The organism is Sphingobium sp. ZW T5_29 (assembly GCF_044987515.1).
Classification (GTDB): Bacteria; Pseudomonadota; Alphaproteobacteria; order Sphingomonadales; family Sphingomonadaceae; genus Sphingobium.
Genome location: NZ_JBJDRM010000007.1, coordinates 90,788 through 106,937, shown reverse-complemented (window position 1 = coordinate 106,937; position 16,150 = coordinate 90,788). Strand labels below are relative to the sequence as shown.

Sequence of the window (16,150 nt, the reverse complement as noted above, 5' to 3'; positions counted from 1 at the left end):
GTTTTCGCGCCTTTACTGTTGCAGGTGAACATATCTAAAGGGCACGCGTTCGTGGGAAAACGAACTCAGAAGGAGAACCCACTATGAAAAAGCTTATCGCATCGGCGCTGCTGTTCGCCAGCGTTGCCACCCCTGCCATGGCGCAGGACGCCGTCCCCTTTTCGGGCCCCTATATCGGCGGCGTCGTTGGTCTTGACCATTTCGACTTCACTGCCGACAACCATGACAGCGCCCTGATGTACGGCGGCGTGATCGGTTATGACATCAACGTCAACGGCGCAGTATTCGGCCTTGAAGGCGAATATTCCGACTCCGACGTCAAGGAAGGTCTGGCTCGCACGGACCGTGACCTCTATGCTGGCGTCCGCGTCGGTGGCGAAGTCCTCCCCAACGTCCTGCTGTACGCCAAGGGCGGCTACACCAATGCGCGTCTCGAAAGCGCCGTTGATTCCGACGACAATGTCAAGCTGGACGGCTACCGTCTGGGCGCAGGCGTCGAAACCACGGTTCAGGGCTTCATCGCTCGCGCCGAATATCGCTATTCGAGCTACGAGCGCGTTGCCGGTTCCAAGCCGGAGCGTCATCAGGCAGCTCTGATCCTGGGCTATCGCTTCTAATCAGAAGCCCAGCACTGAATAAGAAAGGGGCGTCCTGACGGACGTCCCTTTTTTTATGGCTGATCACTCATCGATCAAATCCAGATAGGCAATGACGTCATTGTCGGTGGACAGGAACAGGCCATCCTGAATATCCTGCGGCTGCTGCGCGGCGATGCGCAAGGCTTCATCCATCGACCCATAGAACAATGTTTCAACGCCGCCGCCCTCCTGAGAATCGCTCAGATGATATAGGCGGACAGTGGCCGAGCCGTAGGTGGTGCGCATTCCCCACTTTCGCGCGGACCCGCCGGGGATGCAAGCGATCCTCCGCTTCCCGCAAGCCTGACCCGAATGATCAGCCGCTGTTCAGCGGCGATCCGTCAGCTTGACACCACTGGCCAGGCGGTTGGCTCCAATCCGCACCGCGTCGTCGGTGAAATTGGCGACAAAGCTGCTGTTGCGCTGCAGACCGGGAACAAAGGAAGCGCTGTTATTCAGGATCGACAGACCGCTGCTGTCATTTTCCCGTCCTTCCGGGGCGACGGTGATGAACGCGCTGTGATTATCCTTGTCCTTGCCCTGCACCATTTCGTTGCGGCTGATTTCGCCACTGGCGCCATTGGACAGGTCAATCATATAGTTGGTCAAGCGACCGGCGCTGTCATCGAAGCTGTTGCCGGTGATGGTCACGCGGGCCGTGCGGGTCTTCAGATAATGCCCGCCATCGCCCTGATCGAACCGCGAACGAGTCACGGTCAGGCTGCCATAGCGACCGATATAGACGCCATGTGCGCAGTCCAGATCGCGGTCGCAGCGGCCCAGATGGCGGAAGGTCGAACGGTCGATGGTGACACTGCCCTGCGGCGCGTCGCCGCTCAATATGCCTTCTTCGCTGTTACGGAACATGCTGTTGGTGACGGTCAGGTTGCCGCTTTCCAGCCTGATACCCGCCCCGTTGCCATCGGGAACGCGCAGATTCTGAAAGACAATGCCATCGACGCTGGTCGATCGGCCGCGCAGGACCAGAGCTGCCTTACCCTCGCACGGCATGCCGTCCAGTATGACGGTTCCGGGCGTGCGCGCGCGAAAGGAAACCTCCCCAGCGTCCTGCACGGCGCACTGGGCATAGGTGCCGGGCGCGATCAGCACGGTCCCCCGCCCTCCACCAATCGCCGCGACCGCATCCTTCAGCGAGGCATAGCCCTGACCGCTTTCCTCCACGGTAAACGGGGTCGGTCGGCCTTGCGCCAGAGCGGTAGCACCGACGGCGGCGAAGACGAGCAGGGTCGTGGACAATATACGCATGGCAGGCGGCATAGGCGCGCATATCGACCGGGCCAATGCGAACTCGTGGTTAACAAAATGCTGTTCCGGGATGGGACAAGTTCGAGGGCCGTTATGAAAGAAGCGATGCGACAGATAAGCGCGCGGCATTGGGTTGGCGGCGACGCGCAGCCGGGTTACTCCTGATGCTCGCCATGACCATGCCTGCTTCCCCAGCCCGTCCGATCCTGACCTGCCTGATGGCGGGCGCTATGGCGTTGGGCGCAGTGATGCTGGGGTCATGCTCGCAAAAGGCGAGCGGGCCTGTGATCGTCAGCGTCATCGGCGCGCGAACGGAACTGGCCAAGCCACTGGATCATTTGCCCGCACCGGCGGCGAAACTGATGCTGGAATCGACGGCGCAGGGACTGGTGGCTTTCGACGCGAGCGGCGACATATTGCCCGCGCTGGCGCAGCGCTGGATCGTTGAGGATGACGGTCGCAGCTATATCTTCCGCCTGCGCCGCGCGGTCTGGCCGGATGGCGACAAGGTGACCGCCAGCGAGGTGGCACGATTGCTGAGCGCGCGCATCGATACGCTGCGACGGCTGGACCCCGAAGGACCGCTGGATGTGGTGGAGGCGGTGGTCCCAATGACCGGCGAGGTGATCGAGATCCGCTTGACCGCGCCGCGCCCTTATTTGCTACAGATGCTGGCCCAGCCGCAAATGGCCATCCTGTCACGGGAAGGCGGAACCGGACCATATGCCGCGACATCCTGGGGCAAGGCGCTGTTGCTGAAGCCGGTCGATCCGACATCCGATGACGAAGAGGAGGAAGGGGCGCCCGCCCCCTGGCGAACCCGCATAGTGCGGGCGGAACGGGCGGAAATGGCCATCATCCGCTTTCGTGAGAATATGACGGCTATGGTGCTGGGCGGACGATTCGCCGACCTTCCGTTGCTGCTACCCGCCGGCGTCGACAAGGACGCCGTTCGAATCGATCCAGTCCAGGGGTTGCTGGGGTTGGCGGTAACTGGAAAGGGCAAACTGCTCGACGATGACGATGTAAGGCAGGCGATCAACATGACGATCGATCGCAGCCAGTTGCCCAACCTGTTTCCGCTGGGCGGGTGGGCCGTCACCGAACAGATTGTTCCAGCGCAGATGGACCTTCCCGCGCCGCCTGCCCGTCCGGCCTGGGCGCAACTGTCGCTGGAGGACAGGCGGGCGCAGGGGCGGGCCGCGGTAGCACGATGGCGCAGTGAAAATGGCGACCCACCTATGCTCAAGGTCGCCCTGCCAAAGGGACCCGGCGCAACGACGCTATTCGCGCTGATCCGCCATAACCTTGGGCTGATTGGGCTGGGTGCCGAACGAGTGGGCCTGAAGGATGACGCCGACCTGCGGCTGGTGGATGAGGTAGCGGCTTATGATAGCGCCCTATGGTATCTTGGCCGGATCGGCTGCGCGCGGAAAGTGCATTGTTCTGCCCAAGCGGACGCACAGTTACAGGCGGCAGGCCTGGCGACCAGCGCCGCCGAACGCATGGCGCGGGTGGCGCAGGCCGAAGCGATGATGCAGGCGCATAATGGTTACATCGCATTGGGCGCGCCGGTGCGCTGGTCGCTGGTGACGCGGCGGCTCACCGGATTCATGCCGTCGCCCCGTGCCCGTCACCCATTGAACCACCTGTTCCCCAGCCCCAATTAAGGCGGCAGGAGGAACATTGATGTCATTATCGCAAGATCAGTTCGACCGCATGGTGCGCGACCTGCCCGGCTTTGGCCGCGACCCCGCGTCGATCCGGCGGAGGATCGAAGCGATGGAAGCCATGCTGGAAGGACTGTTCGTCATTCCCGGCACCAACCGGCGCGTAGGCCTGGACAGTCTGGTGGGCCTGATCCCGATCATCGGCGACTTTGCCACGGCGGCGATGGGCGGATGGATCATATGGGAAGCGCGGAACCTGGGCATGTCGAAATGGCAGCTGACGCGCATGGCCGCCAATGTCGGCGTCGATACGCTGGTGGGCGCGATCCCATTCGCCGGGGATATTTTCGATTTCCTCTACAAATCCAACACCAAAAACCTGCGGATCATCCTCAAACATCTGGACCGGCATCACCCATCGACTGCGACGATTGACGGATAGCGGTCGCTAATTTGCCGGAGCCGGGGCTTGGGATCAAGATCCAGCTTCAACGCCGGTCGGGGCGACGGTGCGGCGCGCCTTTTTGCCGGCAATATATTGGGTCCCGGCTGAATGCGCAGGCGCGCGCCGTCCGGTGCGCCGCGCTGACTACTGGGGCAACGGGCATAGTCCATCGCCCGATCCATGCAGAGCCTCACCTCGCTCAGCCAGCCGCCGCGCGCGGTCTTCACCCGGATCATGTGAGGCTTCAGCCCTTTATTGAGGCGGGCGAATTCCGCGGCCAACTGTCCTGCGGTCAGGCCTTGTCGGCGGGCCAACACCGTCATGTTCGGATAACGGACCGCCTCATGAAAGGCGCGCCCCAGATTGAAATAGAGTTCGGGCCGCGTCGTCATGCAGGTCCCATGCTTTGCCCACTCGTGCTGGAGCAACTGGACCGAAGGGGTCGTGCAAAGATTCTGACGGATGACCGCGCGCGGCAGTAGCTGGGCCGGGCGGCAATATTGCGGCCAGTCCCGCCCTGCGCCTTCGGGCCAAAGGCCGTGCAGCACGAAACCGAACTGACCATTGCGGCCACTGCACTGAAAGGCGCTGTCCGCTCCACCTGCTGTCGCGCAATATTGCGGCGACCAGCTGAGCGCGAGCGTATAACCGGCGGCGGGCAACATCCGGCGCGGCTCGCTGCGGGACGGCAATTCAGGCCGGGGGCGCGGCGGTTGACTGGGAACCGAGCAATAGGCCGCCTGCGCCAGCACCGGAACAGGGCTGCTCAGCATCAAAAGAGCCACCAGCCATTTGAGGTCTATCCCACGCAAATCCGATCGGCGCTCCTACAAAGGCAGGAGCCCAGCCCCCAATGTGGCGGGAATCCTGCACATCATGCTTGATGCCACCAGCAACTGCCTTCACGCAAAGGCGAAGTCCAGGCCGATGTCCGCAGCGGGCGCCGACTGGGTCAACCGACCGACGCTGATATAGGTGACGCCGGTTTCGGCCTTGGCTCGGATGGTCTGGAGCGTGACGCCACCTGACGCTTCAGTCGGCGCCCGACCCCCGACCAGCGCAACCGCGCCGCGCAGGGTGGGCGCGTCCATATTGTCCAGCAGCAAATGAGTGGCTCCGGCGGCAAGCGCAGGTTCGATCTGGTCGACGCGATCCACTTCTACGATGATGCTCTTGATGCCAGCGGCGGTGGCGCGGCGCACGGCTTCCTCGACGGAGCCTGCGACCGCAACATGATTGTCCTTGATCATCGCCGCATCCCATAGGCCCATGCGATGATTGGTCGCACCGCCCTGCCGCGTCGCATATTTTTCCAGCACGCGCAGGCCAGGTATGGTCTTGCGCGTATCGAGCAGGGTCGCACCCGTGCCCATGATCGCATCGACATAGGCGCGGGTCATTGTGGCGATGCCTGTCAGGTGCTGGACCGTATTGAGCGCGGACCGCTCCGCCGTCAGCATGGCGCGCGCCTTGCCCTGGATGCGCATGATGTCGGTGGCGGGAGCGACGCTTTCGCCGTCCTGTTTCAACAGCGTAATCTCCACATCCGGGTCAAGCGCGCGGAAGAAGGCTGCGGCGATGGGAAGTCCCGCCAGCGTCACCGCGTCGCGGCTGTCCATCACCCCCTCAAAAATCGCGTCAGCCGGGATCACCGCCTCACTGGTGACATCGCGACCATCGGGGCCAAGGTCTTCGGCAAGCGTTGAGGCGATGAAGGCGTCAAGGTCGAAGCCAGGCAAGGTAAAGGTCATGGGTCCCTCGGCATCCATATTGAACATCCGCTCGCCCTGAGCCTGTCGAAGGGTCCTGCTTCTTTACGAAGGAAGGAACTTCGAAAGCTCAGCCCGAACGTCTTTAGCTGTAGCTCAAGGCGGATCAGCGATTGCCCACGTCGCCCTTGCCCACCGTACCGCTCGCCATCTCCAGCATCCGGTCGAGGCTCTTCTTCGCGGCAAGGCGCAGCCCTTCCTCCATCTCGATGCGCGGCTGCAGATCGCGGAGCGACAAATACAGCTTTTCCATCGTATTGAGCGCCATATAGGGGCAGATGTTGCAGTTGCAGTTGCCGTCCGCTCCGGGCGCGCCGATGAAATTCTTGTCCGGCACCGACTTGCGCATCTGGTGAATGATGTGCGGCTCGGTCGCGACGATCAATGTGTCGCCAGGCATCGTCCTGGCATATTGCAGGATGCCGCTGGTCGACCCGACATAGTCGGCATGATCGACGATATAGGGCGGGCATTCAGGATGCGCGGCGATGGGCGCGTCGGGATGCTGGGCCTTCAGCTTCAGCAACTCCGTCTCGCTGAACGCCTCATGCACGATGCAGACGCCAGGCCATAGCAGCATGTCGCGGTTGAACTTGCGCTTCAGATAGCCGCCCAGATGCTTGTCGGGACCAAAGATGATCTTTTGGTCGCGCGGGATCTGGCTCAGGATCATTTCCGCCGAAGAGCTGGTGACGATGATATCGGACAGCGCCTTCACCTCCGCCGAACAGTTGATGTAGCTGAGCGCAATATGATCGGGATGCGCCTCACGGAACGCCTTGAACTGGGCTGGAGGACAGCTATCCTCCAGCGAGCAGCCTGCGTCCATGTCGGGCAGCACAACGATCTTTTCCGGGCTCAATATCTTCGCGGTCTCGGCCATGAACCGCACGCCGCAGAAAGCGATGACCTCCGCATCGGTCTCCGCCGCCTTGCGCGATAGCTCAAGGGAGTCGCCCACGAAATCCGACAAATCCTGAATTTCCGGCTTCTGGTAATAATGGCCAAGGATGACGGCGTTGCGTTCCTTGCGCAGCCGGTCGATTTCCGCGCGCAGGTCGGTTCCCTGTGGGATTCCAGTGATGGCGTTCATGTCCCTAACTCCTCACGGGCCTTGTCGAGCGCGGACCTAGCGGTCGGCGCGGCGGTTGGCCAGTACCTCATTGATCGGGGTCGTTACGTCCCATTGTTCACGATTGTCACCCGCCCGCTCCGCCGGGAAGGTGACGATCACCCGCGCACCACCCTGCCCGGCCGCTTCCAGGGGCGCCGTCATCAACTTGGCCAGCGCCGCACGACCGAACTCACGGGCGCGGGCCATGCGGGCGGGCGATCGGGCTTCCTGCTCGGCGCGGCGCTGCGCATGCGCGGATACGCTGCGGCTCAGTTCCTCTCCCGCCTGACGCGTGACGAACAGGCCATTGGTGCGCACAAGTGTCCGCCCGGCCTCATCGACATTGGGCTTTGCGGCCTTCACGTCCGGTGCGTTGACGATCAGCGTGCGGCTATCGGCATTCCATTCCAGGTCGTCCGCGCCAATGCGGCTGACATCGATGAAATAGTCCACCGAAAACGGCATCTTGACGACTTGATCCGACTTCAGGACGCCAAAGCCGCGTACGTCCTGCGCAGTGCTCTGGATCGTGCCCGACATTTCCGAAACCTTCAGGCTGGACGCCCCCGCGAAGCGTTCGGCGACGACCTTTGTGACGGCGGACCCGTCATCCTCGACGCTGACCACATAGTCGCGATCATAATGACGCCAGCCAACCAGCATTGCGCCGCCCACACTCATAATCAACAAGGCGGCAACCAAGGGTGTCCAGCCCCTTTTCAACGCAGCCGCCATCGCCCGTCCTCCGTCACCGCGGCGACGCCCCTGCCGTCCAGGTCAATTAGGTGGGCAAGGACCGACCTTCCCGCCGCCGGGTGAAGGCGCGGGTCGACCCCCTTGTACATTTCCGCCACCATGGCGGGAATTTCCGAAACACCGTTGCGCTCAAGAAAGCGTATGATCTGTCCTTCGCGCTGCTTGCGATGGCCCATCATCCCCCGCACCAAACGGCGGGGGTTGGGCACCGGCGCGCCATGAGCAGGATAATAGACCGCGTCGTCTCGATCCAGCAACCGCTGCATCGACCGCATATAATCCGCCATGTCGCCATCAGGCGGAGAGATGACGCTGGTCGACCAACCCATCACATGGTCGCCCGTGAAAAGGGCGTTTTCCTGCAACAGGGCAAAGCAAAGATGGTTGGACGTGTGGCCGGGGGTCGTGACAGCCTCCAGCGTCCAGTCTACGCCTGCCACCTGTTCCCCATCGGCCAGAATGCGATCGGGATCGTAGGATGGGTCGAATGCGGCGTCCGCGCGCGGACCGTCATCTTCCAGCATCAGGGGCGCGCAGCCGATGACCGGCGCTCCTGTCCGCAGCGATAGCGGTCGGGCAGCCGGGCTGTGGTCGCGATGGGTGTGGGTGCACAGGATCGCGCGGACGGGACGGTCACCAATGGCCGCCACCAGCGCCGCAAGATGATCCTCATCCTGCGGGCCAGGATCTATCACTGCCAGGTCTGCCGTGCCGACCAGATAGGTCTGCGTCCCCGTATAGGTAAAGTGTGACGGATTGGGCGCCAGGACGCGACCGATGCGCGGCGATATCTGCAGCAGCGTGCCGGTGGGCATGTCGGCCAGGTCATGAGCGGTTGCCATGTGCTCCATGTGCCCATCTGGCCGGGATTTTCAAGGCCCGGCGGTTCAGGGATTCCGTTTGGGCCAGCGCTGGCCTAAGCTGTCGGCCATGAGCGCGTCCAATGACCTGGTGGAAGCATGGCGGCAGCATCTGGCGCTGGACCGGCGGCGGTCAACGCATACGGTGCGCGCCTATATGGCGACGGCAGAACGGCTGATCGCTTTCCTGACGGAGCATCGCGGGGAAGCCGTGACGGCGGCGGGACTTGCCACGGTCGATCAGGCGGATCTGCGCGCATTCCTTTCGGTGCGGCGGATGGACGGGATCGGCAATGGATCGGCGGCGCGGGAATTGTCGGCGATCCGCGGGTTCCTGCAGTTCACCGGCGGCGATGATGCGCGGGTGCCGCTGCTGAAAGGACCAAAGGTGAAGCGCGGCCTACCCCGGCCCGTATCGCCCGATGAAGCCCTGGCTCTGGCGGGAGAGATCGCTGAAACAGCGCGCGAAGGATGGATCGGCGCGCGCGACTGGGCGGTCCTGCTGCTGCTTTATGGCGCTGGGCTGCGCATCGGCGAGGCAATGGGTTTGATGGGCGATGTGCTGCCGCTGGGCGACACGTTGCGCGTAACTGGCAAGCGCGGCAAGACGCGAATCGTGCCATTGCTGCCACAGGTGCGCGCCGCAATCGAAGCCTATGTGGCGGCTTGTCCTTATCCGATGGCGCGGGATGAAACGCTGTTCCGGGGCGCGCGCGGCGGGCCGCTGTCGGCGGCGATCATCCGGCGCGCGGTGCAGGGCGCGCGTGGGCGGCTGGGGCTATCAGACCGGACCACGCCCCATGCCCTGCGCCACAGCTTCGCAACGCATCTGCTGGGACGCGGAGCCGACTTGAGATCGCTGCAGGAATTGCTGGGGCACGCCAGCCTGTCGTCTACCCAGATTTACACGCAGGTGGATGCCGCGCACCTTCTGGATGTGTACAGGAACGCCCATCCACGGGCCTGACCCTTTCCGACGGACAGGAAAGTCAGCCGCGCGGCTTCCAGGTCGCCAGTCGCCACAGGTAAAGCCCAATTGCGCCCACCACGCAGGCGGTGGCGGCAGGCCCGACATATTTGTCGATCTCGCTGAAATTCTGGCCCAGAAAATATCCAGCATAGGCCAATATGATATTCCAGATCAGCGCGCCGCCCGCCGTCCAGGCCAGGAAGCGAGCATGGACGAAAATATGGTTAACAAGGAAGCCTTCGGTGTCTTGGGTTGGCATAGACGCGCTCACCGCGCCATAATGGTAAAACGATGAAGTATACGAGAAAGCTAATTTAATGGGTATCTATGATGAAGGCCGCCGAATTGTCGGAACGCTTTCCAGAGATCACGCAAAAGCCTTCTGGCACGAGATCACCAAGCGGCCATCAGGTGGATCACCCGTAGATAGGGAAGCGATTAAGTGCATCTTCGTCCATTACCCACAGTATTCTGCCGCCGAAATTGAAGAGGCAATTCGCTACGGCTTATTTGCCGATCGATAACGCTACCAATTCTATCCGCGCGGCTTCCATGTAATGAGTCGATACAAATAAAGGATCGCAATACCGACGAAACAGACTGTCGCTGCTGGCCCCAGATATTTGTCGATCTCCTCGTTGAATTGCTGACCGAGGAAATAACCCGCATATGCGAGAATGATGTTCCAGATGAGCGCGCCTGCTGCTGTGAAAGCAAGAAAGCGCCCGTGCGTATTGAGGATATGGAGGATTTTCCCTTTTACATCTGTTCGGGCTTGGAATTTGACATGGCCCATGCGGAACAGGCCCGCAGGCAGCGAGATCATGGTGCGAAATGCGGGCAGGAACCGGAACACGAACACGACGATCTGGCCATATTTGCCGAATATATGATCCAGCGCCTCAACGTCCCGCCACTCCAGCGTAGCCCAGCGACCATAACGGTCCACCAATGGCTTCAGCCGGGCGAAGCCCAATATGTGCCCGACCAGATACCAGAAATAATTGCCCACGGTTGTGCCCAGCGTGCCCGCGACGAGCAGCCATTCCATCGCCATGCGGCCCTGCCCGACCCGGATACCGCCTATGCCCATGATCAGTTCGGACGGGATCGGGGGGAAGACATTTTCCAGGATCATCAGGGCAAAAATGCCCCAATAGCCGCCTGCGTCGATGAGGTTCAGGACCCAGTCCGTCATGCGACAGGCCGCCCGGCATCGTTCCGGGCTCCTGCGAAGGCAGGAGCCCAGTTCGACCGGTGGGCCTGGGCTCCTGCCTTCGCAGGAGCACGCTGCGCCATTCTGATCAGGCAGCCACCCGAGCGGCCAGGCGCGCGTCGATGGCGTCCCAGATCATGCCGCCGGTATCGGTGCCGTTAAAGGCATCGATCGAAACGATCCCGGTGGGCGAAGTCACATTGATTTCAGTCAGCCATTCTCCACCGATAACGTCGATGCCGACGAACAACAGACCCCGGCGCTTCAATTCCGGCCCCATCGCGGCGCAGATTTCCAGCTCCCGGTCCGTAAGTTCCGTGCGGGCAGCCGACCCGCCAACAGCCAGATTCGAACGGATTTCGCCCGCGCCGGGAATGCGGTTGATCGCGCCCGCCACTTCGCCGTCGATCAGGACGATGCGCTTGTCGCCTTGCGCGACGCCGGGGATGAAGGCCTGAACCATGAACGGCTCGACCCATGAAGCGTTGAACAGTTCCACCAGAGCCGACAGGTTCGCGCCAGACTGCCCCACATGAAAGACAGCATTGCCCGCATTGCCATACAGCGGCTTGACGACGATCTCGCCATGTTCGGCCAGGAAGCTGCGCACTTCGGCCAGGTCGCGCGTGATCATCGTCGGCGGCATGAAGCGCGCATAGTCCAGCACGAACAGCTTTTCAGGGGCGTTACGGACGGATGCGGGATCGTTCACCACCAGCGTTTCTTCCTGCACCCGTTCCAGCAAATGGGTGGCAGTGATGTAGCTCAGGTCAAAGGGTGGGTCCTGACGCATCAGGACGACATCGACCTCACGGCCCAGGTCCAGCAGCTCAGGCTCGCCAAGGGCGAAATGGCCGCCCTCCACCTTCTGCACCTTCACGGGGCGCGCCATCGCCAGCACCCGCCCGTCGCGATAGGTGAGGTCGGGCGCGAGATAATGGTAGAGGCGATGCCCCCTCGCCTGCCCGGCCAGCATGATGTGAAAGGTGGAATCGCCCTTGATGTTGATCCCTTCCATCGGGTCCATCTGCACGGCGACGGTGAGAGGGTTGAGTTGGGTCATCTGCTTTTATGTCTCCGTTCGGGCTGAGCCTGTCGAAGCCCCTCCCTTTCTTGACGAGAAGTGAAGCCCTTCGACAAGCTCAGGGCGAACGGACGAGAGCGGCTCAGCTCCCATGCCAGACATTCGCCAGATGGCGTGGCGGACGCCCCGGCGCAAGAAGGATCACGTCGATCCGCATGTCATCGCCCGGCTGCGCCAGGTCGTGGAACAGGATTTCGGCGGCTGATGCGACGCGCGAAAGCCGACGTTCGTCGATGGCCAGGTCGAGGTCTGCGGCAGTGGCGCGCGCCTTCACCTCGACAAAGGCCAGCATCGCGCCCCGCCGGGCAACCAGGTCTACCTCCCCCGCCGGCGTGCGCAGGCGGCGGCCAACGATGCGCCAGCCCTTGAGCCGCAACCACCATCCGGCGATGCGCTCCGCCTGACGGCCCCGCCTTTCCGCCTGCTGCCGCTTCATCCCTTTAGTTCCAGGGCGCGGTCATACAGCGCGCGACGGTCAAGGCCGAGCTTCTTGGCGACCTCCCCCGCCGCCTTGGAAACGGGTAGCCGCTCCATCGCTTCGATCAGGGCGGCGTCGGCATCTTCGGCGCTGGCGGGCGGGGCTTCGCCGGGCGGGCCGACGATGACGACTATTTCTCCCTTGGGCGGGGCGTCGGCATAGCGGGCGGACAGTTCGGTGAGCGTGCCAGTACGGGTTTCTTCGAACGTCTTGCTGATTTCGCGGGACACGGCAGCGTCGCGGTCGCCCAGATGCTCCGCCATGGCGGCCAGGCTTTCCGACAGGCGCGGACCGCTTTCGTAGAAAACCAGCGTGGCGCGCAACGCGACGACTTCAGCCAGCGTATCGGCACGCGCCTTCTGCTTCACGGGCAAAAAGCCCATGAACAGAAATCGGTCGGTGGGAAGCCCTGACAGGGTCAGCGCAGCGATTGCGGCGCTGGGGCCAGGCAGCGTCGTGATGTTTCGCCCGGCGGCGCGGGCATCGCGGACGAGCTTGTAACCAGGGTCGGAGATCAGCGGCGTTCCGGCATCGGACAACAGGGCGACCGATTCGCTCGCCATCCGCTCGATCAGGCGGGCGCGTACGGCTTCGGCGCTATGGTCATGATAGGGGACCATCGGCCGGTCCGACCCGGCATGACGCAGCAATCGTGCGCTCACCCGTGTATCTTCCACGGCGATCACATCGGCGCGGCGCAGGACATCGGCCCCGCGCGGGCTAAGGTCTGCAAGGTTGCCGATCGGCCCCGCTACGATGTAAAGCCCTGGCTCAAGCCCAGAAGTTGAAGTTTCCATAAGGACGCCAGATGACAGAGACGGATACCCTCCGGCAAGCGGACATGTTCGCTGCAATGAAGCGCGGTGCGCGTATCCTGTTCGCCACCAGCGCATTGCTGGTCGCCGCTTGTCAGTCGATCGTCCCCCGCGGGCCCGGCCCGGTGCGCCCGACGGAGCCTGTTCCCAGCGGTCCCGACGTAACGCAGGGCCTGCCCACCGACACGCTGCGCCATCGCGTTGCGCTGCTGGTGCCGATGACCGGTCCCAATGCCGGCGTTGGTCAATCGATCGCCAACGCCACCACGCTGGCGCTGCTGGATACCAAGGCGGACAAGGTGCGCATCACCACCTATGACACCAGCATGGGGGCGGCGGCTGCGGCGAACAAGGCGCTGGCGGAAGGCAATCGCCTGATCCTGGGGCCTTTGCTGGCGGAGGATGCGCGAATCGTCGGGCCTATCGCGGCGCGGGCGAAAGTGCCGGTCATCAGCTTTTCCAATGATATCAGCGTCGCTGGGGACGGCGTTTACATCATGGGCTACAACCCCAACCAGTCGATTGATCGGGTAGTTGAATTCGCCAAAGCCAAGGGCCTGTCAAAATTCGCCGCACTGATCCCCAAGGGTGTCTACGGCGAACGGTCGGGCACATCCCTGCTCCGCGCGGTGGAGGCAGAAGGCGGAACCGTCGTGTCGATGCAGACATTCGACCGAACGCCTGCTTCAATGACGGCAGCGGTCAAGAAATTGCAGGCATCATCCAGTTATGACGCGCTGCTGATCGCCGACAGCGGCCGGGTCGCGATGCAACTGGCCCCGATCGTACGTAAAAATGGCGGAGCAACCGCGCGCCTGCTGGGCACCGAATTGTGGAATACGGACAGGGGCCTGGCCTCCACCCCGGCATTGCGTGGCGCATGGTTCGCCAGTGTTTCCGACGGGCTATATGGCCAGTTGGCAGGCAAATATCGCGCACGCTACGGCAGCGCGCCCTTCCGCCTGTCGGCATTGGGCTATGACGCCGTGCTGCTGACCGTGCGGATCGCGCGCGACTGGAAGCCGGGAACAACTTTCCCCGCCGCCAGGCTTCGCGATGCGGGCGGCTTTTCCGGGATCGACGGCGCTTTCCGTTTCGGTCGCAACGGCATCGCCGAACGCGCGCTGGAAGTGTCTGAGGTAAGCGCCGGAACTTACACTGTGGTAGCAGCCGCTCCGAAGGCTTTTGCGGAATAGCCTAGCTCTTTCCGTTCGCCCTGAGCCTGTCGAGGCCCATTTCTCGTTCTTGAAGAGAAGCGGAGCCCTTCGGCAGGCGATCAGCCTCTGATCCGCCCCGTAGGCAGGATCAGGGGCCATTCGCCATCCGGCTCAATACAGGCCGATATGCCGTAAACCTCGGCAAGGCTCTGTTCGGTCAGCACCGCCATCGGCTTGCCATCAGCGACCAACCGCCCCTTCTCCATCAGCAGCAGCCGGTCGCAATATCGTGCCGCCATGCCCAGATCATGCAGGACGGTCACCACCAGCGACCCTGCCCGCGCTTCGGCCTTGAGCAAGTCCATCACGTCCAGCTGATGTCCCGGATCAAGCGCCGCCAGCGGCTCGTCGGCGATCAGCGCAGGCGCGCCCACCGCCAACGCGCGGGCTAGCAGGACGCGCGCCCGCTCGCCCCCCGACAATTCAGTGGCGATCCGGCCCTTCAAATGCAGCACATCGGCGCGGGTGAGCGCGGCGTCGACAATCGCCTCATCCTGATCCGACAGCCGGGACAGCGGCCCCAGATGCGGCATCCGGCCCAGCGCAACCAACCGTTCGACCAGCAACGGCCAGTGCAGCGTCTGGCCCTGCGGCAGATAGGCGACACGGCGCGCTACATCCTTCCGGCTAAGGCTGGCGATGGGACTTCCATCGATAGCGACCGCACCGCTTTCCGCGCGGACAAGGCCCAGCAGGGCACGGATCAGCGTGGATTTGCCAGCGCCATTGGGACCGATGATGCCGACCAACTGCCCCGGCTCCAGCGCCGTGGTCACGCCCGTGACAGCGAGATGACGGCCAAGGCGCACGGACAGGCCTTCGGTACGGATGGTCACCATAGCCGCCGCTCCCGCATCAGATGAACCAGGAAGACCGGCACGCCGAGCAACGCGGTCAGGACGCCCAGCTTCAACTCGCTACTGGTGGGGATCATCCGCACGCCAATGTCCGCCAGCGTCAACAACGCCGCGCCGCCCAGCAACGAAGGCAGCAGGACGGCCGAGGGCGACCGATCCGTCAGCGGCCGGACGAGATGGGGCACGATCAGGCCGACGAAGCCGATCGCTCCCGACACGGCCACCGCTCCGCCCACCCCGATGGCGACGCCCAACATCATGCGCAGCCGCGCCTTGGCAAGGTCGACGCCCAGCGCCTGCGCGCCTTCCTCCCCCAAGGTCAGCGCGTCAAGGCTCCGCCCATCCGCGATCAACAATGCTCCGCCGATGACGACGCAGGGCAGCGCGATCCAGACATGGGCGTAGCTGCGGTTTTCCAGGCTGCCCATCAGCCAGCTCATGATCTCCATGGCGGCGAAGGGATTGGGCGAAAGGTTGAGCGACAGGCTGATCCCCGCCCCGGTCAATGTCGCAACGGCGATGCCCGCCAGAATCAGGGTCAGCGGACTTTCCGAAGGCCCCGCCAACAGGAACAGCGCGGCGATGGCGATCAGGCTGGTGCCGATGGCAAGGACCGGCAGGATCGCGGGATGAATCTGCGCCAACCCGAAATAAAGCGCACAGACCGCCCCCAACGCAGCGGCATTCGACGCGCCAAGGACGGAAGGTTCAGCAAGCGGATTGCGGAGATAACCTTGAAGCGCCGCCCCGGCGAGGCCCAGCATCGCGCCGACGATCAGGCCGAGCAGCATGCGCGGCATGCGCAGGTCGACAAGGATGGCGCGCGCGACCTCATCACCACCGCCAGTCAGCACGGCGAGGATGCGAGCGGGAGAGAGCGCAACCGCGCCCAGCGTCAGCGATCCCAACGCCGCAAGCAGTGTCAGCGCGATCAAAAGCGGCAGGAGCATCGGGTGGCGGCGCGCGCTCATGGCTTGCTTCTCTGCTGCTGCCCG

The 16,150-nt window shown here is 63.2% G+C and carries 19 protein-coding genes and 1 pseudogene; 6 read left to right on the top strand and 14 right to left on the bottom strand.

What is annotated here, in order from left to right:
- Positions 1–83 precede the first annotated feature (83 nt).
- Positions 84–617, top strand: coding sequence for a porin family protein (locus tag ACI3KQ_RS07855; protein ID WP_404956383.1), 534 nt, complete (start codon positions 84–86; stop codon positions 615–617).
- Between the two features lie 63 nt (positions 618–680).
- On the opposite strand, the gene ACI3KQ_RS07850 is transcribed toward ACI3KQ_RS07855, so the two are convergent.
- Together ACI3KQ_RS07850 and ACI3KQ_RS07845 are read right to left on the bottom strand one after the other, a co-directional pair.
- A complete protein-coding gene (locus tag ACI3KQ_RS07850) occupies positions 681–884 on the bottom strand; it encodes a hypothetical protein (RefSeq protein ID WP_404956381.1) in 204 nt (67 codons plus the stop codon).
- 81 nt (positions 885–965) lie between these two features.
- On the bottom strand, positions 966–1,904 hold the full coding sequence (locus tag ACI3KQ_RS07845; RefSeq protein WP_404956379.1) for a right-handed parallel beta-helix repeat-containing protein: 939 nt from the start codon (positions 1,902–1,904) through the stop codon (positions 966–968).
- A gap of 179 nt (positions 1,905–2,083) precedes the next feature.
- Here ACI3KQ_RS07845 and ACI3KQ_RS07840 point away from each other — a divergent pair, with 179 nt between their 5' ends.
- Positions 2,084–3,574, top strand: a complete 1,491-nt coding sequence (locus ACI3KQ_RS07840; protein ID WP_404956541.1) for an ABC transporter substrate-binding protein — start codon at positions 2,084–2,086, stop codon at positions 3,572–3,574.
- Between the two features lie 19 nt (positions 3,575–3,593).
- On the top strand, positions 3,594–4,016 hold the full coding sequence (locus tag ACI3KQ_RS07835; protein WP_404956378.1) for a DUF4112 domain-containing protein: 423 nt from the start codon (positions 3,594–3,596) through the stop codon (positions 4,014–4,016).
- Here the strand turns inward: ACI3KQ_RS07835 and ACI3KQ_RS07830 are convergent.
- From ACI3KQ_RS07830 to ACI3KQ_RS07810, 5 genes are all read right to left on the bottom strand, one after another.
- Positions 3,986–4,831 carry a ribonuclease T2 gene (locus ACI3KQ_RS07830; protein ID WP_404956376.1) on the bottom strand — a complete coding sequence of 282 codons (846 nt, stop codon included), beginning with the start codon at positions 4,829–4,831 and terminating at the stop codon, positions 3,986–3,988. The two genes, ACI3KQ_RS07835 and ACI3KQ_RS07830, sit on opposite strands and share 31 nt — an antisense overlap.
- A 90-nt stretch (positions 4,832–4,921) precedes the next feature.
- Positions 4,922–5,770 (bottom strand): carboxylating nicotinate-nucleotide diphosphorylase, encoded by an 849-nt coding sequence (gene nadC, locus ACI3KQ_RS07825; protein ID WP_404956374.1) that lies wholly within the window; start codon positions 5,768–5,770, stop codon positions 4,922–4,924.
- A 124-nt stretch (positions 5,771–5,894) separates the two neighbouring features.
- Positions 5,895–6,881 (bottom strand): quinolinate synthase NadA, encoded by a 987-nt coding sequence (gene nadA / locus ACI3KQ_RS07820; protein WP_404956372.1) that lies wholly within the window; start codon positions 6,879–6,881, stop codon positions 5,895–5,897.
- Between the two features lie 36 nt (positions 6,882–6,917).
- Positions 6,918–7,637 carry a DUF4230 domain-containing protein gene (locus ACI3KQ_RS07815; RefSeq protein WP_404956370.1) on the bottom strand — a complete coding sequence of 240 codons (720 nt, stop codon included), beginning with the start codon at positions 7,635–7,637 and terminating at the stop codon, positions 6,918–6,920.
- Complete coding sequence (locus ACI3KQ_RS07810) at positions 7,622–8,500, bottom strand: MBL fold metallo-hydrolase (RefSeq protein ID WP_404956368.1); 879 nt, start codon at positions 8,498–8,500, stop codon at positions 7,622–7,624. Before ACI3KQ_RS07810 ends, ACI3KQ_RS07815 begins: the two co-directional genes overlap by 16 nt.
- A gap of 88 nt (positions 8,501–8,588) precedes the next feature.
- On the opposite strand from ACI3KQ_RS07810, the gene ACI3KQ_RS07805 reads away from it, so the two are divergent.
- The gene (locus ACI3KQ_RS07805) at positions 8,589–9,485 is read left to right on the top strand and encodes a tyrosine recombinase XerC (protein ID WP_404956367.1); all 897 of its coding nucleotides are present in this window, start codon (positions 8,589–8,591) and stop codon (positions 9,483–9,485) included.
- Between the two features lie 22 nt (positions 9,486–9,507).
- On the opposite strand, the pseudogene ACI3KQ_RS07800 reads toward ACI3KQ_RS07805, so the two are convergent.
- Positions 9,508–9,699: pseudogene (locus tag ACI3KQ_RS07800) on the bottom strand (DedA family protein); the annotation flags it as partial.
- Positions 9,700–9,805: 106 nt separating this feature from the next.
- On the opposite strand from ACI3KQ_RS07800, the gene ACI3KQ_RS07795 reads away from it, so the two are divergent.
- The gene (locus ACI3KQ_RS07795; protein WP_404956365.1) at positions 9,806–10,012 is read left to right on the top strand and encodes a hypothetical protein; all 207 of its coding nucleotides are present in this window, start codon (positions 9,806–9,808) and stop codon (positions 10,010–10,012) included.
- Positions 10,013–10,023: 11 nt separating this feature from the next.
- On the opposite strand, the gene ACI3KQ_RS07790 is transcribed toward ACI3KQ_RS07795, so the two are convergent.
- The 4 genes from ACI3KQ_RS07790 to rsmI form a co-directional block, all read right to left on the bottom strand.
- Positions 10,024–10,686 (bottom strand): DedA family protein, encoded by a 663-nt coding sequence (locus ACI3KQ_RS07790; RefSeq protein WP_404956363.1) that lies wholly within the window; start codon positions 10,684–10,686, stop codon positions 10,024–10,026.
- A gap of 106 nt (positions 10,687–10,792) precedes the next feature.
- Positions 10,793–11,767 (bottom strand): glutathione synthase, encoded by a 975-nt coding sequence (gene gshB / locus ACI3KQ_RS07785; protein ID WP_404956361.1) that lies wholly within the window; start codon positions 11,765–11,767, stop codon positions 10,793–10,795.
- Between the two features lie 103 nt (positions 11,768–11,870).
- Positions 11,871–12,224, bottom strand: coding sequence for a YraN family protein (locus ACI3KQ_RS07780; protein ID WP_404956359.1), 354 nt, complete (start codon positions 12,222–12,224; stop codon positions 11,871–11,873).
- Entirely contained in the window at positions 12,221–13,063 is an 843-nt protein-coding gene (gene rsmI, locus ACI3KQ_RS07775; RefSeq protein WP_404956357.1) for a 16S rRNA (cytidine(1402)-2'-O)-methyltransferase, read from the bottom strand. Before rsmI ends, ACI3KQ_RS07780 begins: the two co-directional genes overlap by 4 nt.
- Positions 13,064–13,074: 11 nt before the next feature.
- Between rsmI and ACI3KQ_RS07770 the strand changes: the two genes are divergently transcribed.
- Entirely contained in the window at positions 13,075–14,277 is a 1,203-nt protein-coding gene (locus tag ACI3KQ_RS07770; protein ID WP_404956355.1) for a penicillin-binding protein activator, read from the top strand.
- 80 nt (positions 14,278–14,357) lie between these two features.
- On the opposite strand, the gene ACI3KQ_RS07765 is transcribed toward ACI3KQ_RS07770, so the two are convergent.
- A complete protein-coding gene (locus ACI3KQ_RS07765; RefSeq protein WP_404956353.1) occupies positions 14,358–15,137 on the bottom strand; it encodes an ABC transporter ATP-binding protein in 780 nt (259 codons plus the stop codon).
- The gene (locus ACI3KQ_RS07760; protein ID WP_404956351.1) at positions 15,131–16,126 is read right to left on the bottom strand and encodes a FecCD family ABC transporter permease; all 996 of its coding nucleotides are present in this window, start codon (positions 16,124–16,126) and stop codon (positions 15,131–15,133) included. The genes ACI3KQ_RS07765 and ACI3KQ_RS07760 overlap by 7 nt, the downstream gene beginning before the upstream one ends.
- Between the last annotated feature and the right edge of the window lie 24 nt (positions 16,127–16,150).